22 protein-coding genes and 1 riboswitch are annotated in these 18,935 nt (G+C 35.9%); of the genes, 11 read left to right on the top strand and 11 right to left on the bottom strand.

What is annotated here, in order from left to right; genetic code table 11:
* Positions 1 to 15: 15 nt before the first annotated feature.
* The 5 genes from HCJ30_RS01930 (at position 16) to HCJ30_RS01910 (ending at position 4,422) form a co-directional block, all read left to right on the top strand.
* Positions 16 to 1,371 carry a bacteriocin secretion accessory protein gene (locus HCJ30_RS01930; RefSeq protein ID WP_185390753.1) on the top strand — a complete coding sequence of 452 codons (1,356 nt, stop codon included), beginning with the start codon at positions 16 to 18 and terminating at the stop codon, positions 1,369 to 1,371.
* A 14-nt stretch (positions 1,372 to 1,385) separates the two neighbouring features.
* A complete protein-coding gene (locus HCJ30_RS01925; RefSeq protein ID WP_185390752.1) occupies positions 1,386 to 1,502 on the top strand; it encodes a bacteriocin in 117 nt (38 codons plus the stop codon).
* 503 nt (positions 1,503 to 2,005) lie between these two features.
* On the top strand, positions 2,006 to 2,335 hold the full coding sequence (locus tag HCJ30_RS14420; protein WP_185390751.1) for a LytR/AlgR family response regulator transcription factor: 330 nt from the start codon (positions 2,006 to 2,008) through the stop codon (positions 2,333 to 2,335).
* A gap of 34 nt (positions 2,336 to 2,369) precedes the next feature.
* Positions 2,370 to 3,680: a sensor histidine kinase gene (locus tag HCJ30_RS01915; protein WP_185390750.1), complete on the top strand. Its 1,311-nt coding sequence runs from the start codon at positions 2,370 to 2,372 to the stop codon at positions 3,678 to 3,680.
* Positions 3,681 to 3,684: 4 nt separating this feature from the next.
* On the top strand, positions 3,685 to 4,422 hold the full coding sequence (locus HCJ30_RS01910; protein WP_185390749.1) for a response regulator transcription factor: 738 nt from the start codon (positions 3,685 to 3,687) through the stop codon (positions 4,420 to 4,422).
* Between the two features lie 119 nt (positions 4,423 to 4,541).
* On the opposite strand, the gene HCJ30_RS14375 is transcribed toward HCJ30_RS01910, so the two are convergent.
* From HCJ30_RS14375 to HCJ30_RS01880, 6 genes are all read right to left on the bottom strand, one after another.
* A complete protein-coding gene (locus tag HCJ30_RS14375; protein WP_185390748.1) occupies positions 4,542 to 4,802 on the bottom strand; it encodes an SMI1/KNR4 family protein in 261 nt (86 codons plus the stop codon).
* A gap of 92 nt (positions 4,803 to 4,894) precedes the next feature.
* A complete protein-coding gene (locus tag HCJ30_RS01900) occupies positions 4,895 to 5,215 on the bottom strand; it encodes a hypothetical protein (RefSeq protein WP_185390028.1) in 321 nt (106 codons plus the stop codon).
* A 380-nt stretch (positions 5,216 to 5,595) separates the two neighbouring features.
* Positions 5,596 to 5,895: a rhodanese-like domain-containing protein gene (locus HCJ30_RS01895; RefSeq protein WP_185390747.1), complete on the bottom strand. Its 300-nt coding sequence runs from the start codon at positions 5,893 to 5,895 to the stop codon at positions 5,596 to 5,598.
* 115 nt (positions 5,896 to 6,010) lie between these two features.
* Entirely contained in the window at positions 6,011 to 7,828 is a 1,818-nt protein-coding gene (locus HCJ30_RS01890) for an ABC transporter ATP-binding protein (RefSeq protein ID WP_185390746.1), read from the bottom strand.
* Positions 7,825 to 9,549: an ABC transporter ATP-binding protein gene (locus HCJ30_RS01885; RefSeq protein ID WP_185390745.1), complete on the bottom strand. Its 1,725-nt coding sequence runs from the start codon at positions 9,547 to 9,549 to the stop codon at positions 7,825 to 7,827. The genes HCJ30_RS01890 and HCJ30_RS01885 overlap by 4 nt, the downstream gene beginning before the upstream one ends.
* Before the next feature lie 7 nt (positions 9,550 to 9,556).
* Entirely contained in the window at positions 9,557 to 10,018 is a 462-nt protein-coding gene (locus HCJ30_RS01880) for a MarR family winged helix-turn-helix transcriptional regulator (protein WP_185390744.1), read from the bottom strand.
* Between the two features lie 167 nt (positions 10,019 to 10,185).
* Between HCJ30_RS01880 and HCJ30_RS01875 the strand changes: the two genes are divergently transcribed.
* From HCJ30_RS01875 to HCJ30_RS01865, 3 genes are all read left to right on the top strand, one after another.
* Positions 10,186 to 11,526, top strand: coding sequence for an MATE family efflux transporter (locus tag HCJ30_RS01875; protein WP_185390743.1), 1,341 nt, complete (start codon positions 10,186 to 10,188; stop codon positions 11,524 to 11,526).
* 147 nt (positions 11,527 to 11,673) lie between these two features.
* The gene (locus HCJ30_RS01870; protein WP_185390742.1) at positions 11,674 to 12,018 is read left to right on the top strand and encodes a magnetosome magnetite crystal formation protein family; all 345 of its coding nucleotides are present in this window, start codon (positions 11,674 to 11,676) and stop codon (positions 12,016 to 12,018) included.
* Positions 12,019 to 12,070: 52 nt separating this feature from the next.
* The gene (locus tag HCJ30_RS01865; protein ID WP_185390741.1) at positions 12,071 to 12,457 is read left to right on the top strand and encodes a hypothetical protein; all 387 of its coding nucleotides are present in this window, start codon (positions 12,071 to 12,073) and stop codon (positions 12,455 to 12,457) included.
* A 47-nt stretch (positions 12,458 to 12,504) separates the two neighbouring features.
* Here the strand turns inward: HCJ30_RS01865 and HCJ30_RS01860 are convergent, their stop codons facing one another.
* From HCJ30_RS01860 to HCJ30_RS01845, 4 genes are all read right to left on the bottom strand, one after another.
* Positions 12,505 to 13,005, bottom strand: a complete 501-nt coding sequence (locus HCJ30_RS01860; RefSeq protein ID WP_185391564.1) for a GNAT family N-acetyltransferase — start codon at positions 13,003 to 13,005, stop codon at positions 12,505 to 12,507.
* A gap of 104 nt (positions 13,006 to 13,109) precedes the next feature.
* Positions 13,110 to 14,207 carry a DUF4097 family beta strand repeat-containing protein gene (locus HCJ30_RS01855; protein ID WP_185390740.1) on the bottom strand — a complete coding sequence of 366 codons (1,098 nt, stop codon included), beginning with the start codon at positions 14,205 to 14,207 and terminating at the stop codon, positions 13,110 to 13,112.
* Entirely contained in the window at positions 14,200 to 14,790 is a 591-nt protein-coding gene (locus HCJ30_RS01850; RefSeq protein WP_185390739.1) for an HAAS signaling domain-containing protein, read from the bottom strand. The genes HCJ30_RS01855 and HCJ30_RS01850 overlap by 8 nt, the downstream gene beginning before the upstream one ends.
* Positions 14,783 to 15,115, bottom strand: a complete 333-nt coding sequence (locus HCJ30_RS01845) for a PadR family transcriptional regulator (RefSeq protein ID WP_003732635.1) — start codon at positions 15,113 to 15,115, stop codon at positions 14,783 to 14,785. Before HCJ30_RS01845 ends, HCJ30_RS01850 begins: the two co-directional genes overlap by 8 nt.
* Positions 15,116 to 15,308: 193 nt before the next feature.
* Between HCJ30_RS01845 and HCJ30_RS01840 the strand changes: the two genes are divergently transcribed.
* Both HCJ30_RS01840 and HCJ30_RS01835 read left to right on the top strand, forming a co-directional pair.
* A complete protein-coding gene (locus HCJ30_RS01840) occupies positions 15,309 to 15,857 on the top strand; it encodes a biotin transporter BioY (RefSeq protein ID WP_185390738.1) in 549 nt (182 codons plus the stop codon).
* 75 nt (positions 15,858 to 15,932) lie between these two features.
* Positions 15,933 to 16,634, top strand: a complete 702-nt coding sequence (locus tag HCJ30_RS01835) for a Crp/Fnr family transcriptional regulator (protein WP_185390737.1) — start codon at positions 15,933 to 15,935, stop codon at positions 16,632 to 16,634.
* 45 nt (positions 16,635 to 16,679) lie between these two features.
* On the opposite strand, the gene HCJ30_RS01830 is transcribed toward HCJ30_RS01835, so the two are convergent.
* On the bottom strand, positions 16,680 to 17,207 hold the full coding sequence (locus tag HCJ30_RS01830) for an HdeD family acid-resistance protein (protein WP_185390736.1): 528 nt from the start codon (positions 17,205 to 17,207) through the stop codon (positions 16,680 to 16,682).
* A gap of 237 nt (positions 17,208 to 17,444) precedes the next feature.
* A riboswitch (SAM riboswitch) is annotated at positions 17,445 to 17,545 on the top strand.
* Between the two features lie 108 nt (positions 17,546 to 17,653).
* On the opposite strand from HCJ30_RS01830, the gene HCJ30_RS01825 reads away from it, so the two are divergent.
* Positions 17,654 to 18,931, top strand: coding sequence for an O-acetylhomoserine aminocarboxypropyltransferase/cysteine synthase family protein (locus HCJ30_RS01825; protein WP_185390735.1), 1,278 nt, complete (start codon positions 17,654 to 17,656; stop codon positions 18,929 to 18,931).
* Positions 18,932 to 18,935 lie beyond the last annotated feature (4 nt).

Here is an 18,935-nt window from a genome sequence, read left to right as displayed (position 1 = left end):
AAGGAGGAAGCAATATTGGATACGCGTTTTCTAGAAAGTTCAGAGTTTTACCAGAGAAAATACAAAAATTTTTCCACATTAATTATTGTCCCTACCCTGTGCTTATTTATTTTTATTGTGATATTCTCAGTTTTTTTTACAAAGGAAATAACTATAAAACTAAATGGAGAAATCCAACCTACAAAGATAGTCACTAAAATACAATCCACTAGTCCAAATATGATAACTGAAAATAATCTATCTGAAAATAAATTGGTCAAGAAAGGTGATATCTTAATTTCTTACAACAATAATTCAGACTCAGCCCAACTTACCAATTTTAAAAAGCAGCTAGACGTCGCTAAACAGCAGGAAATACAAATTAATTTATTAAAAAAAGGTATTGAAAATGAAGCTGATACCTTCGATAGTCCAGACTCATATGGATATTCTCAAATGTTAGATGATTATTTAAAGCAAACAGAAAATTTAAGATTAAATGCTAAAAAAGAAAATGAAGATATCTTCAAACAAAATCAAAGCATTGTAAATGTAAAAGCATCTATATCAGAAGAAATAATGAATATCAATAACAAAATTGATGAATATAGCGTATTGAAAAAGGCAGTAAATAACAATAGTAATTTAGGTAAAAATCATTCATTATACCCAATGTATGACAGCTATAAAAAGCAATATAGTGCAAGTCAGGATTCCGTCATAAAAAATCAATTTCTGGTTGAACTTGACAAAAATATTAATCAATTACAAACTTCTCTAGCCACATTAAAAACACAACAAGCAAGTGCTGGAACAGAAGTAAACCTATCAACATCACTTGAATCCCAATTGGATATATTAAAATCGCAACAAGCCTTAAATGCTAGCAAAGAATTTACAACAGTTAAGTCTAGGATAGATGAGCTTGAGACAAATATCACCATGCAAGAACAATTATTTGAAAAAGGTAAGATTTATTCTCCTGCCAATGGTATTGTTCATTTGAATGAAGAAATAAAAGGAAGCAACACAATTCCAGAAGGGACAATAATTGCAGAGCTATATCCCTCTATTGAGGATCAAGGGAGTGTTACTATTATCACCTACGTCCCATCACAAGATATTACTTCTGTGCATAAGGGGGACAAAGTTAGATTCACTACTCGGAGAGATGCATCAGAGTCTATTACATTAGATTGCAAAGTCACTAGCATAGATTCATCACCTACACGAACCAAAAACGGAAATTATTTCAAGGTTAGTGCTCAGGCAAAAGTTAATACTAAAAATGCATCTACTATTCGATATGGAACGGAAGGAAGCTTTATGATAATAACTGGTGAAAAAAGTTATTTAAATTATTACAAAGATAAATTATTTAATAATCAATAAAAGGAGTGAATGAGATGACAAAAATAGTCATAACAGAATTAACAACAAAGCAGTTAGAAAACATTTATGGTGGTGCGAAAAAATCATCCAATGATAGTTGGTGGTTTTGGATGTTTCCCACTACAAGATAGTAAAAGCCTACATGAAGCCATATTAATTTAGCTTCATGTAGGCAATACTTTCTATTATATCCTGATAAGTCTTAAATCTATTCTTATGAAGAATAACGTCAAACACTTGCAATTGTGAATTAAAAATTTCATCTATTGAAGTCTTTGTGCATACCAATAATAACTTTCCAAAATGATCTTTAGATATCAACCTCTCACAATATGTTAAAACATCCAGTATCTCACTTTCAAAAACCAAGTACACATTTGCATTATGACTATTTATAATTAAAGGTGTTGTACTCGTCATTCTTATAAAGTTTATTTTTGTTCTAGAAAATAGAAAAGATAAACACAAGTAATCGTAAAAGTTTCCTTTAAAATATATATTCAAACCATCACCTCAAAATGATTTTACATCAATCAGAAATTTTTAAAAATAAGAATTTCATAATAGGGTACATTATATTCTTAAAAGGATAAGATATTTAAAAAATTATTTAGTAAGGAGGTTATGGAGTGATATGTATATATTGAAATCTAAGGAGGTTATACTAGAAATTCCTATAGATAATATTCTTTATATTACATCTAGTAAGAAGCCCCATCAAGTGAAAATCGTCACTACAGATGAAGAGTATTTCGTTTATAGAACTTTAAAATCGTTTGAAGAATCTTATAGCATATTTGTTAAGTGTCATAAATCAACAATAGTAAATATTAAACAAATTAGTAAAATTAATCGTGAAAATAAAAAAGTAATATTTAAGAACAATAACTATTCGATATCTTATTCAAGAAGGGAATATCGGCAACTGGTAACATCGTGGAAAAATAGTATACTTCCTAAATAAATGATATAATAGAAAAACTTAGGAGGTTACAATATTGAAACTTATTATCAATCTTTTTGTTATGTCTATTCAATTAATAGCACTATATTCTATTTACTATCAGGTTACAAAAAGGCGGTTAAGGTTAATTGAAGTTATTATTTCAATTATTGTGCTCTCCCTAAGTGCTTCCTTTTTAGGAAAGTACTGGATTATTATAGTGCTTCCTTTTCTTTACATATTCACTATTTTTAAATATAAAAGCGTTAACAATTACTTGAACTACTTTTATAGTATCTATACTTGTTTTGTCACACTCTTTTTAAGTAACCTTATAAACTTAATTTTAAACGAGATATTACCAACAAATTTATGGGATCAAATTAACTTTATTATAGCAATTTCTTCTGTCTTACTCCCAGTTCTAATACACTTCTTGATAATAAAATTGTTTAAAATTGATTTCCGAATTCTTGATGGTGATGATTCCTTTATAAAGAATAAAATCATCCTCCCCTCAAACATCATACTTACCATATTTTTCACTATTTTTATTTTTGTTTATTTTTTTGAAATATTCATCGGTAGCTGGGCTCCCATTCATGAGAATACAAAATACATTTTCTTCATCTACATTTTTATGTTTCTAAGCTTAGTCATATTTGTGAGTGTTCAAACTAAAAATTATCTTCAGCTCCAAATTTATCAAAGTAAAGAGAGAGAATATCAACAACTAAACATCTATACCAAGCAAATTGAAGGACTTTATGAAAAGATAAGGGGCTTTCGGCATGATTACGCTAATATGCTAATCAGCTTAAAAGAAGGTATTAATACAAATAATATTGATGAAATAAAAAAAATCTATCATGATGTGCTTGTTAATGCTAGTGTCCAACTTGAGAAAAGTAATTACAATATAGCAGAATTAGCAAATATAAAAAATACTGCTATTAAAAGTATTTTTTCAACTAAAGTAATGGTAGCAGAAGATCAAGATATTACTGTTAGTTTAGAGATAAAATATATTATTGATAATTTTAATATTAGTGTAATTGACTTTGTGAGGATTTTATCAATATTTTTAGACAATGCTATCGAGGCAGCGACGGAAACTTCAAGTCCAAAAATTAATATAGCCTTCTTCAAACAAAACTCAGATACTGTGGTAATTATTCGAAATAATGTTAGCTCCGAATCTATTCCTTTAAATAAGATTTTTAGTACAGGTTTTTCAACTAAGGGTAATCATCGCGGAGCAGGCCTATATAATGTGCATAAAATTATACAAAACTATTCTAACATTTCTCTTGATACCACCATTGACAATAATTTTTTCACACAAACATTATACATAAAGGGGTAGTCATATGAATATTTTCATTTTAGAAGATGATTTAAACCAAAGACAAAGGATTGAAAAAATTATAAATCAAATCATCAGTAGTAATAAATTTAAATGTAAAAAGTTATTTATTACTGGAAAACCTGATGAATTAATTAAAAAAATTACAGAAATAGGTAATCATCAAATATATTTTTTAGATATAGAAATAAAGAACTATGAGAAAAAGGGACTGGAGGTTGCACAAATAATCCGCCAAAAAGACCCATACGGAACTATTGTTTTCATAACTACCCACTCAGAGTTTGCCCCTCTAACATTTTCATATAAAGTATCTGCACTAGACTTTATAGCAAAAGATCAAAATGATGTAGATTTTTCTAATAGAATTACCAGTTGTCTAAACTTTGTCGAAGAAAATCAAGTAAAGGAAATAGCAACAGATGTTTTTATTTTTGAGAGTAATAATAAGCAATTTCAAATACCTTTTTCAGAAATACTATATTTTGAAACATCAACTCAGCCACATAGAGTGTTTCTTGTCACAAAAAAGCAGCGTATAGAATTTTATTCAAATCTAGCTACAATTGAAAAACTTGACGATAGACTATATAAATCTCATAAATCATTTGTTGTAAATTTAGCTAATATAAGCAAGCTAGATAAATCAAGTAATATTCTTCATTTTGATAATGGAGAAAGTTGTTTCGTCTCTAGACGTAAATTAAAAAACATCATTGAATTAGTGTCTGTATCAAAATAATTGCATAACTATTTGCAATATGACGAATCAATTTCATAGAAAAGAAGCGGCAGGAACATTTGAGAATCTTCCGATTCCCTTTAGGTCCCTGCCGCTTCTTGCATTTTCCATCAGCATTGTTATTTTTCAATAATCTTGCCTTCTTCGTATGTTGCTAAAAGTCTAGCACCATTATATGAATTCAAAAACATTTTATAGTCTTCAGGTATTGTCGCATCGACGTACTTTTCTAATGACTCCAAATCTTCTTTTGTAACTGTCTGATTGTATTCGCACACCACGGTATAAATCTTCCAATCCGCCGATTCTAGTTCAACTGGAGCATTAGGTTTATAATTATCCTCAAGATTTTTGAGTACTTTATTAATTACTTCTGTCACAACTTAACCACCTTTAGTTAGTAGGCTGTGCACCATGGAGAGACTATTTTTTGATGTATGGATGTATTAAATTGGAAAACGCATTAGTTCCACTATATTGTATATGGTAACATGTGATGAATCTGAATATTTGCCCAATCTATTTTAACATTATATTTTGCTTCAAAGTCATTTCTGAATTTTGTTCGAGTTGTTGTTGTCCATTTTGTCCTATTCGCTACAGGGACTTTAGCATTTGTTGGACGTGTCATTTTTAATGTTGCTTTGTTCGCTACATTAACAGTAACATTTGAGTAAACCACACCTTTTTTATTTAAAAGTTCAGGTAGTGTCTGTTCAGAAGTTGTTTTAGTCCCAGCTCCAAACCATCCTGCTATTGCATGATTTTTAGCAATCCAAAATTGTGAAGCCACTACTCTTTGTATGTTTTAGAATATGATAGACCCGATTTAATACTTGTCCCTGGTATTTCACGTGTATGAGCCATTATTTTACTATAACTACCTTGATAGGTATTACCAGCATACAGATGATTTCCAGCCATAAGTAATACTGGTGGTGTCCCAGTCATAGCAACAATAGTAATCTTTGTGGTAATTGTTCCATTCGTGCTATTTATTAATGTATCATACCTAATCTCAGTGTATTCGCAACAACCGCTGCTTTCAGTTTAGGTTTTTCAATTTCTGGATTCTCAGAAGCTGTATAAGTAATAACCAATCCACCCTTTTCTTCTACTGAAAAGTCCGTATAATTTATTTTATTAGACTCTTCATTTAAGTAGCTTCTTTTCTTATTGGGTAACGGCCCCGTGAAAGGCTCCCATACCGCCCATTACATTCGTTACATCAAAACCTTCTGCCGCTAAAAATTGACTCGCGCGCTCTGAACGTCCTCCTGCGTAACAAATAATCGTATAAGTTTGCTCTTTATCAAGAGTTGCTAGTTTTTCTGGTAGTTCATTGATTGGAATATTGATTGCGTTTGGAATGTGCCCCACAACAAAAGCATCTGCATCTCTGACATCTAGTATATTAAGCTGTGAGTTTTTTAATTCTTGCTCTAAATCATTTGCCGTAATCGATTGATACATCTATTTTCACCTCTTCAATTTCTTCTTTACTAACCATACCGCCTAATCCACCAGCAAACAAATTTTCTGCTCAAAAAAAGACAACGCAGCGATGGGCCACATTGTCTTTGTATGTTTAAACTGCTTGTGCTCCAGTAAACTGACTGTTGTAAAGATCAGCATAGAAGCCTTTCGCGTCAAGTAATTCTTGGTGTGTTCCTTGTTCGATAACGCTACCGTGATTCATGACGAGAATTAAGTCTGCATCGCGAATGGTGGAAAGTCTATGGGCAATAACAAAGCTTGTGCGTCCTTCCATCAAATTCCCCATTGCAAGTTGAATATTTAATTCTGTCCGAGTATCTACGCTGGAAGTTGCTTCATCTAAAATTAAGATAGATGGATCGGATAAAATCGCGCGGGCAATTGTTAGAAGTTGCTTTTGACCTTGCGAAATATTAGAACCTTCTTCATTCAAGACAGTATCATAGCCATTTGGAAGTCGGCGAATGAAATCATCTGCGTATGCTGCTTTTGCTGCTCCGATTACCTCGTCTTTCGTTGCGCCTTCACGACCGTAAGCGATATTTTCTGCAATTGTTCCGTTGAATAACCACGTATCTTGCAGTACCATCCCGAATTTTTCGCGGACGGCATCTTTCGTCATATCGCGTGTGTCGATACCTTTCATGCGAATCTCCCCGCCATCTACGTCATAAAAACGCATCAGCAAGTTGATAATCGTTGTTTTACCAGCACCAGTCGGACCAACGATTGCTACCATCTGACCTTCTTCCACATGAATATTTAAATCCGTCATCAGTGGTTTATCCGGAGTGTAACCGAATTTCACATGGTCGAACACAATGCTATGTTCTTCGCCAGCAACTTGGTTAATATTTGCTGGAATTTCGTCTTTTTCTTCTTCTTCGTCCATCATTTCAAATACACGCTCTGCCGAAGCAATAGTGGATTGAATGATGTTCGCGATGTTTGCTACGCTGGAAATTGGTTGCGTAAATAATTGGACATATTGCGTAAATGATTGAATATCCCCAACTTGAAGCGTTCCGTTAGTAACAAAAATACCACCGGCCACACAGACACCTACATAACCTAAGTTACCAACGAATTGCATTACCGGCATCATAATCCCGGAAATAAATTGTGCTTTTTTAGCCGCTTTGAAATAATCTTCATTGACTTCATCAAATTTTACTAACGTTTTCTTTTCTTGACCAAAGGCTTTAATGATTGTTTGGCCGCCGTAAGTTTCTTCTACAGTATCATTTAAAATACCGAGGTTACGTTGTTGTGCGCCGAAATAGCGTTGTGATCTTCCGGCAATAATTGCGACTAGAATAATACTAATTGGAACAGTAACAAGCACGATTAGCGTCATTTGCCAGCTGATTGTTAGCATCATGATTAAGACACCAATCATTTGAACAATCGCTGTAATGGCTTGCGTTAGTGATTGTTGCAGCGTGTTCGCGATGTTATCCATGTCATTAACAGAACGACTTAGAATATCACCATTTGAGCGCGTATCATAATATTTCAGCGGAAGCCGGGCCATTTTCGCCTTTAAATCTTTCCGCATGTCATAAACAGTTCGTTGCGCAACACTCGACATCACATATTGTTGAATAAAGCTAAATAAGGAACTACCAAGATATAAAACTAAAACAATCATTAATATATTGAAAATCTTATCGTTATTAATTCCATCTTGACTCATAACGCCTTTAAAAATTTCGGTTGTTGCTTTCCCGAGTTCTTTCGGGCTGAAAATATTGAAAATCGTGGATAAAATCGCAAAGATAAATACGACAATAATTGCGACAGAACGAGGTTTCATATAGCCTAGAAGCCGAAATAGCGTTTGTTTAAAGTTCTTCGGTTTGGCATTAGTTTGCATTCTCATTCCACCACCGGGACCTGGACCACTCATGCGATTTCCTCCTCTGACAGCTGTGACCTCATAATTTCTTGATAAATTTGATTCGATTCTTTCAATTCTTCATGTGTTCCAATGCCGGCAATTTTACCTTCATTTAGAACGATGATTTGGTCGGAGTTAACAACAGACGTAATCCGCTGCGCCACGATGAGTGTCACGGCTTCCGTTGTTTCCGTTTTTAAAGCTTCACGCAGTTTCGCATCTGTTTTAAAATCGAGTGCGGAGAAGCTGTCATCAAAAATATAAATTTCTGGTTTTCTAATTAAAGATCGTGCGATCGAAAGGCGTTGTTTTTGTCCACCAGAGAAGTTATTTCCGCCTTGTTCTACACGACTACCAAGCCCATTTGACAGTTTGGATACAAAGTTTTCGGCTTGAGCAGTTCGAAGTGCTTCCCAGATTTCTTCATCGGTCGCATCTTCTTTCCCGTAGCGCATATTAGAAGCAATTGTTCCAGTGAATAAAACGGCTTTTTGCGGTACAAGTCCAATTTTTTGGCGCAAACTGGATTGGTCCATTTCGCGAACATCAATCCCATTAATTTTTACAACGCCACTTTCGACATCGTAAAAGCGTGGAATCATGTTAATTAAAGTAGACTTACCAGCACCGGTACTCCCGATGATTGCGACGGTTTCACCAGCATTTGCTTCGAATGAAATATCTTCAATCACTGGTTTTTCAGCACCTTCATAACGGAAAGTTACATTTTCAAAAGAAAGTTTTGCTGGCGGTGTACTTGTTTTTGGATTTTCAGGGTTAAGTATTTCTGCTTCCATATCTAGCACTTCGTTGATACGTTCTGCGGAAGCCCCAGCACGTGGAATCATAATAAATACGGCCGAAAGCATCATGAAGGACATCATAATTTGCATCGCGTATTGAATAAACGCCATCAAGTCCCCTACTTGCATATCACCATTCCCAATAAAAATGGAACCGATCCAAACAATTGCGATGGAAGTTAAGTTCATAAGTAGCATCATTAAAGGACTCATTAGTGACAGCAAACGATTGACTTTAATTGCTGTTGTCGCATAATCCGCGTTTGCTTCTTCAAATTTTTCTAGTTCATCTTCGTTACGGTTAAAGGAGCGAACAACACGAATCCCTGTTAAACCTTCACGAATAACACGGTTTAATTTGTCCATTTTCTTTTGTAATGATTTAAACATTGGCATTGCTTTTCCGCCTAGAACGACTACTAATAGAAGCAGTAGCGGTAAAACAACGACAAAAATAAGTGATAGTTTTGCGTCCCGACCGACAGCCATAATAATACCGCCGAGTAACATGATTGGCGCCATTACCATTAGTCGCATCATCATATAAAGAACGTTTTGGATTTGAACAACATCATTTGTCGTTCTCGTAATCAGCGAGGAAGTCCCCACCTTATCAAATTCTTGTAAGGAAAAGTCCTCTACTTTTGTAAAAATTTTATCGCGTAAGTCTTTCCCGAATCCCATCGAAATTTTCGACGCGAGATAAACAACGATAACCGACAAGATAACAGAGGCGAACGATATGAGTAGCATCTGCATTCCAGTGCTCCAAATATAATCTGTATCACCAGTTACAACGCCTTTGTCGATAATATTCGACATAAGCGTCGGTAAATAAAGCTGTCCAATAACTTGTCCGAAAGTAAGGACTAATACGGCCGTAATGCTCAGCCAATAAGGTTTTAATCTTTTCATCAATTTCATCATTTGCGGTTTATGCCTCCTTATTTTCGGATTTTGTGTTTAAGTAATCTGTGAGTTTCTCTAGTAGCGTAATCAATTTTTCCATATCTTCTTCGCCTAAAAATTCTTGCATATCCTCAAAACTAGCTTGAAACTCATCGAGCATTTTTTCTGATACTGCTACGCCGACTTCGGTTAATTCCACATACATCGAGCGCTTATCTTCTGGGTTTTGAACGCGTTTAATGAGTCCTTTCCCTTCTAAAGATTGCATCATTTGCGTTACGCTTGGTTTTGAGATTCTAAGCATGTGACCAAGATCGGAAACACGAATTTTCGGCCCTTTGCTTTTAAGCCCGCGAGATAAAATAAAAATAAATCTTGTTTCAGATTTACTGTAACCTGGAATTTGGAAACTTTTTAATTCAGCATGCTTAAAATTCATGAAAGCCTTAATTACTGAGTGCCCCAAGTCTTGATTTTTCGAAGACATTTCTCCACTTCTTTCTATCATTTGATTAGTTTACCTAACTAATTATATAAAATATCTATTTTTTGTCAAGCAATATCTTGGTGTCATTTTGAAATTAATCTATACTTTTAACTTTAATTGCCTTATAATGGCTTTAATTGTGTTAGAAAAAGAAGGGAGGGAAATAAGTGAATTCAGTACATAAGGTCGCCAGTATAAGTCTTTTTACACTTGCTTGGCCGATTTTTCTGGAGCAATTTTTACGACTGATGATTAGTTATATCGATGTCTTTATGTTGGGGCATTATTCGGATGATGCGGTTGCTGCGACTGGGGTTGCCAATCAGATTCTGGTTATTTCTATTATTATTTACGGCTTCATCAGTGTGGGTGTGCAAATTATCGTTGCCCAAATGATTGGTGCGAAAAAACATAAAGAAATCGAGAATGTGATTACAAATGGTTTAGTGGTAGCTTTCTTAATTGGCATTGTGATGAGTATTATTTTCATTTTTATGTCGAAAAATTTCCTTACTTGGATGGGAATTGATCCTCATTTAGTCCAAGTCGGCGCACCGTTTTTAGAAATTATCGGTGGGAGTTCGGTGGTTATCGCCATTCATGCTTCGATTTTGCCAATTCTCCGAGCGCATGGTTATGTGAGGCAATCGATTCTTGTTCCTGTGACGATTAGTATTATTAATGTTGTCGGTAATTACTTATTTCTTTACGGCCCGCTTGCATACTTAGATTACGGCGTGGCAGGTGTCGGAATTTCTACTGCTGTCGCTAACTTCGTCGGAATGGGTCTAGCCATTTGGATGCTCAGAAAATATATCGGCTACACGTTCCATTTCAAAAAATTGGAACAAGTTTCTAAAAAACTACTTTATTCGATTTTACGTCTGGGGCTTCCCTCGGCTGGGGAAAACTTATCATACGCTGGGTCGCAGCTTGTTGTTACGGCGATCATTGCGATTTTAGGTACAGAGGCGCTTACAACAAAAGTCTATGCTTCGACGGTGAGCCAGTTTGTTGCACTCTTTGCTATCGCGCTCGGTCAGGCCTCGCAAATCATTATCGGTCGCGCAGTTGGTGCGAAAGAAATTGATAAAGCTTACAAACAAGGTTTACGCAGTTGGAAAATTGGGTTAGTTGTTGCGATTGTAGTCAGCGTGTCGATTTACCTCTTTGCTGAGCCGATTATGCGACTATTTACAACGAATACCGAAATCATTGCAATGACGAAAGAACTGTTCTTACTTTCGATTTTCCTTGAGCTTGGACGTGCCACGAATATTATTATCATTAGCAGTCTGAATTCTACTGGCGATGTCCGTTTTCCATTTATATGTGGCCTTATCGTTATGTGGATTGTTAGTTTGCCGTTCTCCTATGTACTTGGCATCTCTGCTGGGCTTGGGCTCGTAGGTGTTTGGCTGGCGTACATTATTGATGAAGGCGTTCGAGCCGTTTTAATGTACCGCAGATGGCGCAGTAAAGTTTGGTCCTTAAAATCTGTCATATAAAGAAACGTCTCTTTGATTTTTTTCGAAGGGGCGTTTTTACATGACAAAACTGTCATTTTCATTTACATATCGTCACCTAATTCGATGGTTTCATTTCTCTTTCCCCGCTATACTGGACTTATAAACAAATGAGAGGATAGATGAGAAATGTTAGATAAAAAAATTATTAGTGCGCTTAGTTATTTTAGTCTTTTCTTTGCTCCGGTTATTACTCCCGCGATTATCTGGTGTACAAATAAAGATAAAGAAATACGGCATCATGTAAAATGGGCGCTCCTCACGCAGACAACATTTGTCGCTGGTCTTATTGTTATAATTTTACTTTATAACAATGTTCCATTTAGTACCAATAGCGCGGATACCATTCACTTTCTTGCTTTAGCCACTGTATTTTTTATCGTTTTTCTAAATGTATCGATACTCATTTTCAACTTGATTCGAGGTATTACACGTATCGTAAAGCGGAATGACGATAACTGGGCTAGATGTTAAGCTAACTTCCTAATTTATGCTATAATATAGTGTACTTTAGGAGGTTTTTTTCATGCGTTTTATTATCGCTTATTTATCGATTTTTGTTTTAGGTATTTTTTCTGCACTGTTAGTCGAAACCATCCTCTATGAAAATGTCACACCACAACTTGTCTTTTCAGCAATACTTTTTGCGGCTCCGGTGATTTTAGTTGCCTCTACGTTAGGCGAAATATTCTACGGATTTAGCAAAAAAGCTAGCTATTTCACCTTTGCCATATGGGGATTTGCTTACGGGGTTGTTGCAGCAGTCATCATCCTAAGCATTATCCAAGTTTCCGGCATGCTCATTTCAGTTGGCGTTTCCGTTCTTACAGGAGTGATTATGGCAATATTAGCCGTGATTTTCTTCTTTTTACGCGGTGGAAAAACAACTAGCGGGAGAGCTGCTACGAAATAAAAAAATGTCTATCCTAATTGATTTATTCAACTAGAATAGACATTTTTTTATTCTTCTTCATACGCATGATGACTCAAATTGAAGCGAATTGTTTCCAGTGGGTAGCCATAAAAATCCTCGGTAAATTCCTCCACTTGAACAAACCCTTTTGCCACATAAAAATGGATTGCGGTTTCGTTGCCTTTTTCCACGTTCACAAACATTGGTAAAGGCACGTGAAATAAAGTCATTCCCACTTCTAATAGCTCCGTTCCAAGTCCACGTTGTGTTACTTCCGGCAGTAAATAAAATGCCGCTAGTTCGCTTTTTCCTTTTTCAAGTTCAATAAAATTCGCGAATCCAATTACTTTTCCCGCTTGTTCTAAAACAGCAAAAGGCGTTGCTGAAATACGATTATGAAGCGTTTCAACATTATAAAATCTTTCTAAAAAGTCGTCTTGTACATCATTTGGAATTAAGTCTTGATAAGTATGATGCCACGAAGTAATCGCTACGTGTTGAATGGCCTCGGCATCGCTATTAGTTGCTTTTCTAATATGAAAATCCATCATCCATTCTCCTCCCCTTGCGCAAATTGATAAAACAGTTTATCTGACTTTACCCCTTTTTAACAAAAAGAATGCGCTAATTAGATAATTAGCGCACGGATTTTTTATTTTTTGATTTTAATATCGCCGGAACTTGTTTTTACAGTTACGCGGTTTGCTGTATTCGAATCGCTCGTTGGGACTTTGATACTACCGGAATTGCTACTTGTTTCGTAAATAGCTTTAAAATCACCTGGTATTTCTAGCTCCACTTCACCAGAATCTGTATTGATATTGATGTTTTTTACTTGTTTGATAAATGCTGCATCCACATCTCCTGAGCTTGTTTTAGCCGTTAAGTCATTCGTTACGCCCTCAAGTTCAATTGATCCAGAGTTAGATTCTGCTTGCACTATACCATTTGTATTCGCATCAATATCGCCGGAACTCGTTGTTAACACAGCCAAATCGGTCACACTATCAGTCAACTCGATTTCACCAGAATCAATCGCGATTTTCAATTTTTTCGCTTTAACTCCGCTAGCAGTCACATCTCCTGAACCACCATTTACTTCTAAATCGCCGGTTAAATTAGTAATTTTTGTCTCGCCTGAACCTGTTTCAAGCGCTGTATTTGCTTTAATAGTAGCTAATTCTAAATCACCAGAAGAAGTCGCCATTTGAGCAGTATCCGCTTGAAGATTAGTCACTTTCAACTCACCAGAATTTGTTGAACTAACAAATTTCTTTACGTTAAAATCGGCCACACTAATATCTCCTGAATGAGATTTCACTTCTAAATCAGCCACTTTTGTATCTTTCGTTAAGTAAACCGTTACTTTTTGTTTGCCGTAAGCATAGATTTTGCCAAAATTGTTATACCACTCATCTTCTTCGGGAACGGTAATATTAAATGAAGTTCCATCTTCGGAAACTGGCTCTAATTTTTGGATTGCTTTTTTATCATTTGCGGAATAATTTCCTTTTAATTCGATGTAATTTTTTCCAGTTGTGCTTTCTTTCCATTCAATCGATATATCTCGCTCGGAAGAAAAAGCAAGCGTGTTAATATTTTCGTTTGCTAAGTCCCACTGCTTTGTAAGTGGTTCTCCTTTTTCAATCATATTTCCTGTGTTCATTGTGATAGCCACGCCGATAGCACCGATAATAAATAGCACCAAACCAGCGAAAAATAATTTCTTGCTCAATTGATGTTTACGCATTGCTTCCGCCTCCTTTGACTGCATATTTGTGCCACTCGATTATTGCCATTGTAGCTTTGCTTGTAAACTTCGTAAGTGCATTTGCGACAAACAGAAGCATCAGCCCCAAGCCCACAAGTCCAATCGAAACAAACATTTGATAAAATGCAAAGTCAGCGCCAAATAAAAGCATTACGCCAAGTAACAACGGCGAAAGTATAAACGAAGCAACTGCTGACCAAAGTGAAATAACTAATGACCATAGCGAGACCATAATTGGAATAATAAGGCAAATATCTAAGAAAAATAGACCCACTCCAATTAAAATTTGCTTACTTACAGAGCGATTTTCATTTTGGTTTTTACGTGGCACATAATAATATTCCGCTTCGACTTGTTCTTCGCGGATATTCCGTTCACTTAAAATATCTGCCGCAATTTCTTCTGGCGTTCCTAGGTCAAAGACAATTTGTTCTTCACTTTTTCCCGCTTCAATGCCATTTCTGAAATGCTCTTGATAGTCAGACAACAGCTCTCTCCGTTCTTTAGGATCAAGCAATTCTAGGCGTTGGTTTAATTCATTTAAGAAATCTTGTTTATTCATTTACTGCTTCCCCCTCAGTTAAAAGCTTTGCAACACTGTCTGTAAAATTGTTCCATTCGGAAATAAGTTCATTTAAGTAAATTTCCCCTTTGACAGTTAGTTGATAATATTTTCTTGATGGACCTTCATTCGATTCTACTAAATAAGTGGAACAATATTCTTCTTTCACTAATCTTCTAAGTACTGGATAAATAGCGCCTTCTGCTACCTCAATATATTTAGAAACTTGATTTGCCAACTCATAGCCATAACAATCTTTCTTTTGAATTAAAAATAAACAGCAAAGTTCTAACACACCTTTTTTGAATTGTGGGTTAACTTCCATGCTAACTCCTCCATTCTGTTAAATTCCACACTAGTATTAACTAACCACTACTATATATTGTTCACTACCACTATAGTTTATCATACACTAGTGTTCAATGCAAGGTACTGATTAAAAAAACTAGTATTGTTTTTTTAAGAAATAAATGTTAACCTATTTTAGTATTAAGTTTACATTAAAAGGAGATATGTTTATGCGTGATCAGAAATTGAAGTTTTTAGTAGTTGATGCTTTATTTGCAGTCATCATTGCTTTGCTTGCACAAGTTGCTATTCCACTCGGTCCTATCCCACTTACAGGACAAACATTTGCGATTGGTTTAGCTGCAACCATTCTTGGAGCTCGTCATGGTACGATATCTGTATTAGTTTATATTGTGCTTGGTGCTGTTGGAATTCCCGTTTTCCAAGGAATGACAGCAGGAATTGGGATTATTTTCGGACCAACTGGCGGATTTATTATCGGATTTATTTTTAATGCATTACTTACAGGCTGGTTGCTCGAAAAAACAAAATTCACGGTTCCTTATGCTATCGTTGCCAATATTTTAGGCGCCATTGTCACACTTATTTTCGGCGTGTTATGGTTGAAGGTTAGCACTGGACTTGACTGGCCGGCTGCCTTTTTAACAGGAATGGTACCATTTATTATTCCAGGTATTATTAAAGCTGTTTTCGCGGCGCTTCTAGGTATTCTTATCCGTGATCGCCTCATCAAAGCAAAGCTACTTAAAGCAACCTAAGCCCCATTGATACACATTTGAAGCTAACTCCTATATAATGATAATGATTACCACTGAGAAAAGGGGACTCGGTATATGTCATTACTAAATGAGGAAAATAGCTTTTACAACGTGGATTTACTTAATTTATTAAAAGATTCTAGTGAAGCAGTTCTTCCATATAAAAGAATTCGCTTTAGGCGCAATCAACAGATTTTAGCAGAAGGCGCGGAAACTGATTACTTCTATATCATCGAAGAAGGCGTAGTTGCGATGAGCAAAAACACTTGTAAAGAAGACAACATCATCAGCTTCTTAGGCAAGCAAGATTGTATCGGACCGCTTACACTACTCGGTGGCGCGATATCACCAGTAAATTACGCAACGATTAGTGAAGTTAGTGTTTATCAATTTGAACGGAAATATGTTCTGAATAAATTCTTAAGTTCACCAGATGTATTTTGGCAGATGAATGCACTTATGCAAAGTATGGTTACACCAATGCTAGAACGCGAAGCTTATGCAAATTTACCTTCTAATGAGAAAGTTTTAGCTGGATTAATTGCTTGTGGAGAACGATTTGGCCGAATTGAAACAGATGGCTCTTGTTTGATTCCGTATTATTTTACGCAAAAAATCTTAGGGAATTATCTTAATTTAGCGCGCGCTTATGTTGCGACTAATTTACGGAAATTGGAGGAAGACGGTATTATTGCCCTTTCACCTAAGCCTTGGCGTATTAATAATTTCGAAAGTCATAAGCAAAAACTGAAAGATACATATAATCCATACATATAAATGCAAAAAAATGCGCTACCCTAGTGGATAGCGCATTTTTATTTTTTAATAATTTTTACCCATAAAGAAGAATGTGGCAATTGCGCCGATACCTTGAACGATGAAGAATGTTGCGACAACGATCATGATACCAATTGCGGAAACTACTGGGTTGAACAAAGCAATAAATCCAACAACGATACCGATAATCCCAATTGTTAAAATCCAGCCCCAGCCACGCACGTTGTTTTGTTTCGCGGTAAATGCCCCAATTGTACGCATAATACCAGCAAACAATACCCACATACCGAACAGTAAGATAAGTGTTGCAGTTCCATCAAATTCATTAAATAATAGCAAGAAACCTAGTACGATGGATAAAATCCCGTCAGCTAGCACCCAGCCAGAAATATTTTGTGATTTTCTATCTGAAAAATAAGTAATTGTGTGGAAAATACCAGAAATGAGTAGTAAGAAACCTACCATTAATGTCGAGGTTAACAACGAAACTACTGGATGGAATAAGAACCAAAATCCAAGTATAACCATTGCAATCCCTGCCAATAAAACAAGAATTCGTGTAAAAGTTTTCATTTTTATTTCAACTCCCCTTTGTTTTTTCTAATTCAACCTCATGTTTAATGAAATATAATTAGTCTTAACTATAATAGCCTAAAAAAGCGGATTTAAAACCTTTCGCGCGTAATTATTCATCGCTAAAAATGCCCTTTTCACAAAAATATCAAAAAAAGTACTAATTTCAGGCTTTTTCAATACATAGTTGACAATTCATATCATCCAGCGTAATATATAACTTAATTTAATAGTATTTTCTTATCACGAAAGGTGGAGGGACTGGCCCTTTGAAGCCTTAGCAACCGGAATTTATTTTCACGGTGCTAATTCCAGCAGTATATTCTGAAAGATAAGTCGGAAATCCAAGTTTAGGAAACTCTATCCTCTCTGGCGGCTTATATACTGCTAGGGAGGTTTTTTGATGGAAATTACTGATAAATACATATTAAAGAGGAGTGGTTTTTATGAGTAATGAGTATAAATTCGAAACAATTCAAGTACACGGTGGACATACGCCCGACGGAGACACGCATTCAAGAGCCGTGCCAATTTATCAAACAACGTCGTATACATTTGATAGCCCGGAACATGCCGCAGCCTTATTTGGTTTACAAGAAACTGGAAATATTTATACCCGCATTATGAATCCTACTACTGCTGTTTTAGAAGAACGGTTAACGTTACTTGAAGGTGGTATTGGGGCCGTTGCAACTGCTTCTGGCATGGCCGCTATTACTTACTCTATTTTAAATATTGCTGGTTCCGGTGATCATATTGTCGCAGCCGCAACACTTTACGGTGGAACGCATACACTTTTTTCTCATACATTTAAAACTTTTGGAATTGATGTAACTTTTGTTGACCCTAACGAACCGGAAAACTTTGCAAAGGCCATTAAAGAAAATACGAAAGCTGTCTTTATTGAAACCATTGGAAATCCCGATATTAATATTGTTGATATCGAAAAAGTGGCGGATATTGCGCACGCATCCGATATCCCGCTCATCGTTGACAACACATTCGCGACCGCTTATTTAAATCGCCCATTTGATTTTGGCGCTGATATCGTCGTTTACTCGGCAACGAAATTCATTGGTGGTCATGGGGTTGCGATTGGTGGTGCGGTCATTGACTCAGGTAAATTCAACTGGGCAAATGGCAAGTTTCCGAAGCTAGTTGTGCCGGATGATAGCTACAATGGTTTATCGTACACAAACGATGTTGGCGCGGCGGCTTATATTACTAAACTACGTGTCTCGCTCCTTCGTGATACTGGCGCAGCACTTTCACCATTCAACGCTTTCCTACTGATTTTAGGCCTAGAAACACTTTCCCTTCGCCTAGAACAACACGTAAAAAATGCTAAACAAGTCGCCAATTTCTTAAATGACCATCCAAAAGTTGCTTGGGTGAACTACCCCGGTTTGCCGGATAATAAATACAACGAGCTAGCCCAAAAATATTTACCAAAAGGCCCGGGTTCGATTTTCACTTTTGGCGTTAAAGGCGGCTATGAGGCTGGTAAAAAAGTGATTGAATCTGTAGAATTATTCTCGCATTTAGCCAATGTGGGCGATGCAAAATCGCTTATTATCCACCCAGCATCCACGACCCACCAACAACTAAGCGAAGAACAACAATTAACCGCTGGCGTGAAACCCGAATCGATTCGCTTATCAATTGGAATCGAAAACGCCGATGATATTATCCAAGATTTAACGAAAGCCTTAGAGCAAATTTAGGAGG

Origin of the sequence: Listeria cossartiae subsp. cossartiae (assembly GCF_014224155.1) — a bacterium.
Lineage (GTDB): Bacteria > Bacillota > Bacilli > Lactobacillales > Listeriaceae > Listeria > Listeria cossartiae.
This window is presented reverse-complemented; position numbering and strand designations above follow the sequence as displayed.